The 10,578-nt window shown below is 45.0% G+C and carries 8 protein-coding genes and 1 pseudogene; 6 read left to right on the forward strand and 3 right to left on the reverse strand.

Annotated features, from left to right (window positions below):
- The 3 genes and pseudogenes from RH89_RS07340 to kdgR form a co-directional block, all read left to right on the forward strand.
- Positions 1-232: pseudogene (locus tag RH89_RS07340) on the forward strand (ABC transporter permease); the annotation flags it as partial.
- Positions 232-1,932 carry a dipeptide ABC transporter ATP-binding protein gene (locus RH89_RS07345; RefSeq protein WP_004400686.1) on the forward strand — a complete coding sequence of 567 codons (1,701 nt, stop codon included), beginning with the start codon at positions 232-234 and terminating at the stop codon, positions 1,930-1,932. The pseudogene RH89_RS07340 and the gene RH89_RS07345, both read left to right, overlap by 1 nt.
- A 562-nt stretch (positions 1,933-2,494) precedes the next feature.
- The gene (gene kdgR, locus RH89_RS07350; RefSeq protein WP_004400687.1) at positions 2,495-3,283 is read left to right on the forward strand and encodes a DNA-binding transcriptional regulator KdgR; all 789 of its coding nucleotides are present in this window, start codon (positions 2,495-2,497) and stop codon (positions 3,281-3,283) included.
- 41 nt (positions 3,284-3,324) lie between these two features.
- Here the strand turns inward: kdgR and RH89_RS07355 are convergent, their stop codons facing one another.
- Positions 3,325-4,248 (reverse strand): LysR substrate-binding domain-containing protein, encoded by a 924-nt coding sequence (locus tag RH89_RS07355; protein ID WP_004400688.1) that lies wholly within the window; start codon positions 4,246-4,248, stop codon positions 3,325-3,327.
- Between the two features lie 137 nt (positions 4,249-4,385).
- Between RH89_RS07355 and RH89_RS07360 the strand changes: the two genes are divergently transcribed.
- Both RH89_RS07360 and RH89_RS07365 read left to right on the forward strand, forming a co-directional pair.
- The gene (locus RH89_RS07360; protein ID WP_280101529.1) at positions 4,386-5,477 is read left to right on the forward strand and encodes an alanine racemase; all 1,092 of its coding nucleotides are present in this window, start codon (positions 4,386-4,388) and stop codon (positions 5,475-5,477) included.
- Between the two features lie 2 nt (positions 5,478-5,479).
- On the forward strand, positions 5,480-6,403 hold the full coding sequence (locus RH89_RS07365; RefSeq protein ID WP_004400691.1) for an ornithine cyclodeaminase family protein: 924 nt from the start codon (positions 5,480-5,482) through the stop codon (positions 6,401-6,403).
- Positions 6,404-6,878: 475 nt separating this feature from the next.
- On the opposite strand, the gene RH89_RS07370 is transcribed toward RH89_RS07365, so the two are convergent.
- On the reverse strand, positions 6,879-7,775 hold the full coding sequence (locus tag RH89_RS07370; RefSeq protein ID WP_004400692.1) for a LysR substrate-binding domain-containing protein: 897 nt from the start codon (positions 7,773-7,775) through the stop codon (positions 6,879-6,881).
- Positions 7,776-8,236: 461 nt separating this feature from the next.
- Between RH89_RS07370 and RH89_RS07375 the strand changes: the two genes are divergently transcribed.
- Positions 8,237-9,259 (forward strand): helix-turn-helix domain-containing protein, encoded by a 1,023-nt coding sequence (locus tag RH89_RS07375; protein WP_004400693.1) that lies wholly within the window; start codon positions 8,237-8,239, stop codon positions 9,257-9,259.
- Positions 9,260-9,299: 40 nt separating this feature from the next.
- Here RH89_RS07375 and RH89_RS07380 read toward each other — a convergent pair whose 3' ends face one another.
- Positions 9,300-10,325: an alpha/beta hydrolase family protein gene (locus tag RH89_RS07380; protein ID WP_004400694.1), complete on the reverse strand. Its 1,026-nt coding sequence runs from the start codon at positions 10,323-10,325 to the stop codon at positions 9,300-9,302.
- Between the last annotated feature and the right edge of the window lie 253 nt (positions 10,326-10,578).

The raw sequence follows: 10,578 nt of genomic DNA on the forward strand, positions 1-10,578 counted from the left end.
TGCCATGATTCTGGGTGAAACCGCGCTGAGTTTCCTTGGTCTTGGTCTGCAGGCACCAATGGTTAGCTGGGGGGTATTACTTCAGGAAGCGCAGAACATCCGCGCATTGGCTGAAGCATCCTGGCTTCTTATTCCGGCCGCAGCAGTAGTGGTGGTCATTCTGGCGATGAACTTTGTTGGCGACGGTCTGCGAGATGCGTGTGACCCATACCATGATCAGGGAGCAAAATAATGTCTGAGAAAATCCTACAAGTAAAAGACCTCAATGTGAGCTTCCCAACCAGCACGGAGCATTTCCATGCGGTAAAAGGCGTTTCGTTTGACCTGTACAAAGGCGAAACCTTGTCAGTGATTGGTGAATCAGGCTCTGGTAAGTCTGTAACTTCCAGTGCCATCATGCAGCTTCTTGACCGCCCCGGTCGTATCGATTCGGGCGAGATTCTGCTGACGACAGATTCTGGTCAGGTAATCGACATTACTCAGATAGACCCGCGAAGCAAAGAAATGCGCTCGCTGCGCTGTTTTAACTTCTCTCTGGTATCACAGGAACCGATGGCGGCACTCAGCCCGGTGCATACGGTTGGCGACCAGATCAAAGAAGTCCTTTGTTTGGTTGATCCGGATATCTCAAAAAAAGCGGCGCACGATCGAGCCGTTGAACTGCTGGCTCAGGTACAGATGCCGGAGCCGGAAAGCTTAATCAATAAGTACTCGTTTGAATTGTCAGGCGGTCAGCGACAGCGTGTCGTGATTGCCATGGCGATCGCCACCCGCCCAGACATTCTGATTGCCGATGAACCAACCACGGCACTGGATGTGACCACGCAGGCAGAAATACTGGAGTTATTCGATCAACTGCAAAAAGAGATCGGAATGGCGATTCTGTTCATCACCCACGACTTAGGTGTGGTTGCTCAAATCTCAGATCGCGTCGCGGTAATGGAAAAGGGCGTGTTGGTGGAATGTGGCGATGTGCGACAGATCTTCGAAAACCCTCAGCATCCTTATACCGTTAAGCTTATGCATGCCACGCGTGCATTGGAAAAGCCGTCTAAGGTGAAAAAGCCGTTCCAGCTTATTGAAGGGAAAAACGACCAGCCAATTCTTGACGTGATCAGCGTAACCAAAGAATTTGAAAAACCAGCGAAGATGTTCCAGAAGAAACAGATCATGACCGCGGTAGATGATGCCAATCTGGTGCTTCATCCCGGTGAATCTCTGGGCATTGTTGGTGAGTCTGGTTCAGGTAAAAGTACTTTGGGACGCGCCATTCTGGGAATGGCACCTGCCACATCGGGTTCTATTCAATATGTAGATAAAGAAAATGGTATTGAGCTGGAGCTGTCAGATTACAAACGTATTAAACGCGATCCACTGTTTGCGGATTTGCGTCTGATTTTCCAGGACCCTTGGTCGTCATTAAATCCGCGTATGACGGTATTCGATATTATTGAAGAGCCGCTCAAGCTACTTCGCTCCGAAATGAATGCAAAACAACGCGAAGAGCGCGTCAGGAATATGATGAAGTGGGTAGGCTTACCACCTGAGTTTTCCAGCCGTTATCCGCATGCGTTTTCCGGTGGTCAGCGACAACGTATCGTGATTGCACGCGCTCTGGTTACCTTACCAAAGGTTGTGATTGCCGATGAAGCGACGGCGGCACTGGATGTATCGCTGCGATCTCAGGTACTGGATCTTTTGATTGAATTCCAGAACACCTATGGCACGGCCTTCATTCTGATTACTCACGATATTGCCACCGTTAAGTACTTCTGTGACCGCGTAATTGTGTTACAGCAAGGGCGAATTGTGGAGCAGGGGAGTGTGGAAGAGGTCATTCATAACCCGACTCAACCTTATACTCGGGAACTGATCGCGGCCGTTCCTGTGGCCGAGCTTCCAGATTCCATAGAAAGTGAGCACGTCGCATAACCTTTATTTTGGTATAAGAAAGCCTCCATGTTTGGAGGTTTTCTGTTTCATTTACGGTAAAAAATCGGCTTAAATTTAAGATTTCGCTAGGTATAGATATGCATGAATATGCGACGATAAGCCGCAGATATAAGATTGGAAATCGTTTTCTTTATGCATAATTACGCATTTTTAAAATTAATTTAATAATGAATTAATTGGGTTTAGTTTATAAATTTATAAGATAAATACGAACATAGAATAAAATGGTTGAGCTGATAAAAGAGGTTTAAATCATATTGATAGACAGTTTATCGCACATTAAAATTGATGCGTTCAGGCGTTATAATCCTGATAATTCATTATCTTATTAAAAAAAATTGAACACCTACCAAGTCAGAGTTCAAAAAAAAGTTTATGACTCTTTTTTTTATAGAACATTATTTTAAATTGAATTAGTTAAATTTGGGATAGTGGTAATTTTTCATTTATGTTGAATTCTTGAAATCAGAAGACAACCCGATGACTTTGGCAGGGGACGCTGAAGTATTCCACCCATAACCAAGCTATACGTGGAGTAATAATGACAACAACAAAACAACCTGAATCGGTATCTTCGGTTCTAAAGACATTTGGGATTTTACAGGCACTGAGTACGCAAAAGGACATTGGTATCAGTGAATTAGCTCAACGGCTTATGATGTCGAAGAGCACAGTTTACCGCTTCCTACAAACAATGAAGACACTGGGTTACGTTTCTCAGGAAGGGGAAAGTGAGAACTACTCCCTGACGCTGAAATTGTTTGAACTTGGCGCAAGTGCCCTAGAGTATGTTGACCTGGTTGACTTGGCAGACATTGAAATGCGCCGTATTTCTGATCTGACCAATGAAGCCCTGCACTTAGGTGCGTTAGATGGTGATGGCATCATCTACATCCATAAGATCGACTCTAAATACAATCTTCGTATGCAGTCTCGAATTGGTCGCCGCAATCCGCTACACACGACCGCGATTGGTAAGGTACTGCTAGCTGAGCGAGACGAAGAAGAAACGCGAAACATTCTTTCTTTTGTTGAATTCACTAAATCAACGGAAAACACCCACGAAGATGTGGAATCACTTCTCGCTGAACTTCCTCAGGTAAAAGAGCAGGGATTTGGTGAAGATAACGAAGAACAGGAAGTTGGGCTTCGCTGTCTTGCTGTTCCCGTTTATGACCGATTCAATCAGGTAATTGCTGGCATGAGTGTGTCACTGCCAACGATTCGTTTTACGGAAGAGAAAAAAGTGGAATACATTGCCGAGCTTCATGCGGCAGCCGAGCGAATTTCTCTCAAGCTAGGTTGCAAAGCTTACCCGCACGGAAAGTAAATAACCTGAAATCGGGATGAAAGGTTAGCTGGAGCGGAGGTCTACCCTCCGCTTTCGTTGTTCCAGGGGGCGCAAGACAAGCGCTCTTTGAGGAGTGCGAGAAAGCCGGATGTTCGGCCAGATCGTTCTGAACGGTGAGTGCTGAGCAAGGCTATGATATCTGCATTTGGCAGTTGGTAGTTTGGTAGCACTCGTTCCAGTTGACCGCTATTGAGCTGTGGCTGGACATCCCATTCCGATCTCATGATGATCCCCATTCCAGCTATCCCCCAGTCTTTGACGACTCTTCCCTCGTTACTCGCCATTGCGGGATCAATTCTCACGGTTTCTTCTTTGCCATTTTTAGGGTCGGTAAACGTCCACAACGTGACGTCCTCATTGTTCTCTCTAAGAGCAATGCACTGATGGCTTCGCAGGTCCTGAGGAGCTTCAGGGGAGCCTTTGGTTTTCAGGTATTCGGGTGAAGCACATAAGAATCGCTGATTTTTAGCCAGAGTAACCATTCGAAGTGTCGAATTCGGCAGCTTGCCAATAAATATGATGATGTCCCATTTGTGATGGTGAGACCAGGTAGGGTTGTCGGAAAGCTCTAATTCGACTTCGAGCTTGGGATGCATGGTTTTGTATTCTGCCAGCAGCGGCGTCACATAGTCATTGCCGAAGCCCAATGGTGCAAGAACACGTAGTTTTCCACTTACCTCCGTTTTGTTTTCATCCAGCAGCTCCTGCAACTCATCCAGATGATGAAGAATGGATGCGCCTTTATCGAGTAACAGTTGCCCTTCCTCTGTCAACGACACGGTTCTGGACGGGCGCTGAATAATGGTAATAGAGAGCTTCTTCTCTATGTTCTGCAACCTGAGTGTGACGGAAGGGGGCGTAATGTTCAGAGATCTCGCGACATCGGATAAAGTCCGATGGCTGGCAACCACCTGTATGAACCTTAAATCCTCTGTGGTGATCATTTGGTTTAAACCTAATTAATGTCTTAAATAATGTAAATTTTAGTCTAAATAACTTTCTTCCATACTACAAAAATTACCTGAGTTTCGAATATGGAAGTCAATATGAAAAAAATATAAGTACTAGGCTCAGCCCTCCTATAACGCCTTATCTTAGGCTGGATAAACCTAAATTTCTTAGCAATGTAGATAGATTGAAACGCCGCTTTGAAAGCTCTGGCGTTGCTTTGAGACCTCATTTGAAAACGGTTCGTTCTATTGAAGCCGCGCCTTATCTTCTTGCCGACTTTGATTCACCTGCCACCGTTTCTACGCTGGCAGAAGCCGAAGCACTGGCGAACATGGGTTATAAGAACTTTCTTTATGCCGTTGGCGTGTCAGAAGAAAAACTGCCCCGGATAAAAGATCTGATGGAGCGATATCAGGCGAATATCTCTGTGATTATCGACACCATCGAGCAGGCTGAATTTTTAGCGTCCTTTGCTAGTGAAAGTCGATGCCCAATTCCTGTGTTGATTGAATTGGATTGTGACGGTCACCGCGGTGGAATCAAAGTCGATTCCTCTCAGTTGATTGCCATTGCGAGCACAATTGCATCCAGTTATGCCGTGTTTCAGGGAGTACTGGCGCATGCGGGAGAGTCTTACTTCTGCCAGTCCCCACAAGAACTTAAAAATGCGGCAAAGAACGAGATCGAATGCGCTAATTTGGCGGTTGATCGCCTCAAATCTCATGGAGTGGAGTGCCCGATTGTCAGTGTTGGTTCAACGCCAACTGCTTTCTACGGCGAGGATTATTCGGGCATCACTGAAGTTCGGGCTGGAGTGTACTGCTTCTTCGATCTGGTCATGAAACATGTCGGTGTTTGCCAATGGCAGGATATCGCTTTATCTGTAGTGACGACCGTGATTGGTCACAACGAGGAAAAAGGCTGGCTCATTACCGATGCTGGCTGGATGGCGCTCTCATCCGATCCGGGTTTGAACGCCGACTGCTTTGGTCTGGTGACGGATCACAATGGGAACCTGATACCTGATATGCAGGTGACGCTTTTGAATCAGGAGCACGGCATTATTCAGCTATCGGATGCCTCTTTAGATGTTTTTCCCATCGGGACTCAACTGAGAATCTTGCCTAATCATGCCTGTGCAACAGCAGCGATGCATCTGGAATATCAAGTCTTTGATGAGACGGGGAATATCGAAATCTGGAACAGAATTAAGGGTTGGTAAAGATGATTCATTTAAGTGAACAAGAAACAAGGAAGTTGATCAGTCACTCGCTGGCATACGAGGCGATCAAGGCGGCGTTTAAATCGGTTAATGGAGACGCTCAACTATTCCCTGTTGTGAATGCGGAAGGTGCAGAGGAAGGGACGATGTTCTCTCTTAAATCTGCTTCGACTTCTGATGTCTGTGGGTGGAAAACGGGCAGCTATTGGCCTGGGAACGTGGAGCAGGGGATACCTTGCCATAGTACGGTCATATTTCTGCTGGATCCGAAAAACGGGCTTTTGATGGCGACGGTGGAAGCGAGTGAAGTCAATGCCTATAGAACAGCGGCGGCAAATGCTGTGGCGACAGATGTTTTGGCAAGATCAGATGCAGAAACACTCACTGTGTTTGGTACAGGTCATCAGGCGTTTTATGAAGTCTGTGCGATAAATGAAATAAGAAACATCAAGCAAGTCATGGTGGTTGGAAGAAGCAAAGAGAAGTCGGAAGCGTTGATAGCCAAGCTACGTAAACAGGGTATTGATGCATGCCAGTCTACCCCCAAAGCAGGATGTCAAAGCTCAGACATCGTTGTTACGGCAACGACCTCACAAGCGCCTTTGTTTGAAGCCGACTGGGTTCGTGCGGGTACGCATATTTCGGCTATGGGAGCAGATAAAATAGGTAAGCAAGAGTTACCTACCGAGCTGTATCAAGACGCTGATTTGTTCTGTGATTATGAGAAACAGTCCAGAGTGATTGGAGAATTTCAACATGCGCCGAAAAAGAAAGACATTTCGGAGATCGGCGACGTTCTAAACCATTTCAAAGACGGTAGGAAAAATAGCGAACAAATAACACTATTTGATAGCTCTGGAATCGCGTTACAAGATTTATATATTGCAACCAGATTACTTCAGGCTTCAAATACAGAAAACAAGTGAAGGAGATAAAAAAGCAAACGTTTGTATTTTGTTAATGAAGCTAATATTTAAGTTAATACTTAACTAATATTCGTATTACTTAAAAGAGAATTCAGTTTTTACCTATTATCTAATGCCTCAATACGCGATATTCTAAAACGGTTAAGAAAAGCACGTAAATCTGGGCTATATAGGGTTGATAACCCAGATTGGTGGTTTTCTTTATAATTCAAATAAAGAAACGTCAGGAGGTAAATTATGGTGATTCAGGTACTGCCAAAGGTAGTACATAGATGCTTTAACGCATTTACTTAAAGCTGCATTTACATTAATTAAAACAATTTGCTTGTGTGGAAATTAACCATGCAGCTTTAACAAACTCTGCTAACACAGCAGAATTACACGAAATTTTTATTAACACGCTACTACTAGTTCAGGTTCCCGCAAAAGCTTTGCGCTTCGTTCAGGTCCTTGAGCCATCATCCTTGCTGGTGGTTTAATGCAAAGCTTTTGCTTTTTTTCCTTCGGAATGAAAAAACGCTTTCAGCGCCTCCAAAACTACTTCCACCTTTTTAGGCACAGATCGGCTTACGGTTAAAGCTTGCACCTTTATGTTTGGCCACTTCACATCGTTTAATACTTCGCATAAATCACCGAGATTTAAATGTTCCCGGACAAATTCCTGTGGTATAAGTGCTAACCCTTGCCCAGTTATCGCAAAAGCGCGAGCCACGAGATCATTGTTTACTTTAAAGCGAACATTGAGATCGCGTTTGTCTTCAATGTTGGCGACGCTGCAAATGGTTTTTTGAGCGCAGCAGTCGGAATTGATTATCCAGTGGTGGTTTATGATATCGTCGATGGAATCTGGGGTGCCATAGGTATCAATATAGTGAGAAGAAGCACACACGACTCTTGGCATCTCTCCGAGTGGTCGATAGACCAGATTGCTGTCTTTGGCATCGCCAAGTGTTATGGCTATGTCGATGTTTTCCTGAACAATATCTCTTGCTTCTTCGCCAGTAATGAGGGTCACCCTTAATTCAGGGTAGGCAGATAAACAGCTTGAAAGAGCATTGGCGATCACTTCTTGTGCCATACCAGCAGAACACGAAATACGAACCTCCCCGCGCACGCCTTCGCGGCAGTCGGACAGCTTTTGTTCCAGGCTTTCAAAATGGGAACGCATTTGACCATAGCCTTGCAGCAAGATCTGACCCGCTTCGCTAACGGATAAACCGCGAGTAGAGCGATGTAATAATGTGACTCCCAGAGCGTTCTCTAATTGAGAGATATTTTGACTGATTGCAGAAGGGGACATACCAAGTCTTTTTGATGCTGCTGTCATACTTCCCGCACTTGCAACGACAGAAAAAATACAATACCGCTTCATATTCTCCAAAGTACTTCTCCCATAATAAAAATTGAAATACAAACTTATTCAAAAAATTTGAATATAGCCTGTAGAATTTTTAAAATATTCAATGGTAATGAAAACAGTTCACTTGAATTAAGTGAGTACAGAAATTAGGAATGAGTACGTGAAATGAATATCCATCGTTATACGACTTTCCTAGCTAAACGTTGTGTTTTGTATAGTTTTAAATCTCATTTTATAGATTTTATAGATTTAATTTCAAGTCAATTTTTTGAAAGGGAATTGTATTTCTCAAATAAACTATTGCACAAATAAAACAATGAATTTCATTGCAGAAATCGAGTGGAACAAGTATCACAGAAAGTGGCGTTTTCTCTGAGATTTGCCAGGTGAAAAAGTCGAGAACAAAGCATGTTTGTGTGTTGTAATGTGTTACAAAATTTAACTAAAACTTTCAGTTCGAGTGTTTTTTGACCATGCCGTCTATCCCTCTGCCCTTTGTTGTCGTTTTACTTCTGGTTGTCTTGTTTGCTTCATTGTCGCAGCGCAAAAACAAATCCTACCTGCCTGCGCTGATATTTATCGCATGCAGTGCAGTCACAATTAGCCTGGTGGGGCTAAGATGGACGACGGATTGGGAATGGGTCAGGAACATTCAACCCATAGTGGCATCATTAGTTCCACCTTTGACCTGGTGGTGCTTCACACACGCACTCTCTGGAAAGGGCAAGTGGCAACTTCTGCAAACCCCCGTGGTCGCCTGTGCGGCTTTGCTGATTTCTTATTCCCCAGCACTTTATGGTTTTGTCGATGTATTTATCGTCTTGGTTTATCTGGGGTATGCGGTGGCGTTATTCCGACTCAACAAGCGTTCATCGGACGTTTGGGAAGGTGTAAAGTTTTCCCAAATGCCCGCGTTCAAAGGTTTGCTTTATTTCGCCGCCGGTTTACTTGCTTTCTCTGCACTGGTGGATATAGCAATAGTGATCGATTTCGCTCTTTCAGAAGGGAAAAATGTGGTTGCCATCTTATCGGTAGGGCACAGCTTAATCCTACCCGTTCTCGCTTATGTTGTGACCGTAGCAAGTGGAAGCGTGGCGGAACCAAGTGAAGCGCTGCCTGTTGTCACTCAGGTAAAACCAACCCGTTCGGAAGAACAGGATGAAAATGAACATCAGGCAGTATTGGATGTGGTTCAGGAACTGCTTTCAGAGCACAATTTGCACGCTGATCCGAACTTAAACCTGAACAAACTGGCAAGGAAGGCTGGCATACCTTCCAGAAAAATCTCGTCTGCGGTGAATGCACTAAAGCAAAGAAACGTTTCCCAGTTTATCAACGAGTATCGAATTCAAGATGCCATGAGACTTCTGGAAACCACTAATCACACCGTAACCGAAATCTACGAAATGGTCGGCTTTCACAGCAAATCAAACTTTAACCGTGAATTCAGCCGGGTAACAGAAACTACCCCAAGTCGATATCGCAAACAAGCTTAAGCAAAATGGGCATTGAAACACACCAATGCCCAATGTTTGTTTAGCGGCTAAATGCTGTTTCCAGAAACTGGATAATGGACTGGCTCATGGCTTCATGAAGTTCACGCCGTGAGCGCTGGTTGCCATCGTCGCAGACTATCCCGTCCCCTTTGTGTTCTTCTTCAATGATAGCCCTGCCAGCGGGCTTGCAGATCTGCATAAAACTGAAATGAGTAGCATCTTCATACCGTTCGTAATGAGAGAACTGTGAAGGTATGACGCTGGCAAGGTAGTCCGATTCCAGGTCATGGGGCAGTTGCGCTGTATTGGTTCCCGCCGCCTGAACCAGAACCGGGATAGCAATGTTACTCAAGCTTTCAGGGGAAAAGCCTCTTGCTAACCCTAAGTCCAGTGATACCACCGCTTTGAAACGCTCGTCTTTTAGCTGGTTTTTGCCATCAGTCGGCTTATCTAATCCCATTTCTGGCAGTAACTCGCATACTCTGGGGTTTTCATGCTTTTGGCATTCATTGGCGAGGTGTTGTGCGTCCACCTCTCCACCTGCAAGGTTGATAACCGTCCATCCACCCATGGAATGCCCAATGGCAGCAATGCGCTGAGAATCGATTTGGTCAGAAAAGGCTGAATTGTCTAAAAGCCAGTTTAATATGCGGGACATATCTTGAGGTCTTGCCCACCATTTTGCAGCCTGTTCGGGGGATGTATTAAATGTTGTTGTACCGGGATGATCGGGTGCTGCCACTACGTAACCGGATTTCACCAGTTCTGCCGCCAGCCAGTTCAGGTTTCGCCAGCTGCCGCGATAGCCATGAGACAGCAACACCAATGGCGCTGGTTCAGGCTGAGTGGATTTCGCATTCTTACGAACATCAATGCCTTCAAAAGCAATATTCTCTGCGACTCTTTCAATCGGAACGGACTGATCAGCAGTGGGATACCAGAGAGTGATATGAAGATCTCGACCTTGTTCTTTTAGAATGGTTTGCGTGAAGCCAACATCGTGACCAAAAGCCGATGTAACGGAAAGGGACAGTGCCAATTGAGCAAGGATTAAAGATGTTTTCATACTGGAGTCTCATGTTAGGTGAATGAGCACTCACTATGATGGGGAAAGTGAACTCGGGCGTCCTAAATCACGATCCAGGACGCCCGAAAATAGGATTTGATACCTGAGTTTGCCAGATTAACAAGCCCTAGAGGGAGCGTTTTACTTGTTTTAAGAACTGCTCAACTTTGTCTGGTGAAACAATTTCACTTTGATACAAAGAATGCATCCTGAACTTACACTGGCTGGCACAGGCTCCAAGCAACGCATATTT

Origin of the sequence: Vibrio nigripulchritudo ATCC 27043 (genome assembly GCF_000222685.1) — a bacterium.
In the GTDB taxonomy this organism is placed as follows: domain Bacteria; phylum Pseudomonadota; class Gammaproteobacteria; order Enterobacterales; family Vibrionaceae; genus Vibrio; species Vibrio nigripulchritudo.

What these genes read in the sequence shown, in the direction of transcription:
- RH89_RS07380 (WP_004400694.1), bottom strand. Translation starts at nt 10,325, where the DNA reads ATGAAAACATCTTTAATCCTTGCTCAATTGGCACTGTCCCTTTCCGTT.
- RH89_RS07375 (WP_004400693.1), top strand. Translation starts at nt 8,237, where the DNA reads ATGCCGTCTATCCCTCTGCCCTTTGTTGTCGTTTTACTTCTGGTTGTC.
- RH89_RS07345 (WP_004400686.1), top strand. Translation starts at nt 232, where the DNA reads ATGTCTGAGAAAATCCTACAAGTAAAAGACCTCAATGTGAGCTTCCCA.
- RH89_RS07355 (WP_004400688.1), bottom strand. Translation starts at nt 4,248, where the DNA reads ATGATCACCACAGAGGATTTAAGGTTCATACAGGTGGTTGCCAGCCAT.
- kdgR (WP_004400687.1), top strand. Translation starts at nt 2,495, where the DNA reads ATGACAACAACAAAACAACCTGAATCGGTATCTTCGGTTCTAAAGACA.
- RH89_RS07365 (WP_004400691.1), top strand. Translation starts at nt 5,480, where the DNA reads ATGATTCATTTAAGTGAACAAGAAACAAGGAAGTTGATCAGTCACTCG.
- RH89_RS07370 (WP_004400692.1), bottom strand. Translation starts at nt 7,775, where the DNA reads ATGAAGCGGTATTGTATTTTTTCTGTCGTTGCAAGTGCGGGAAGTATG.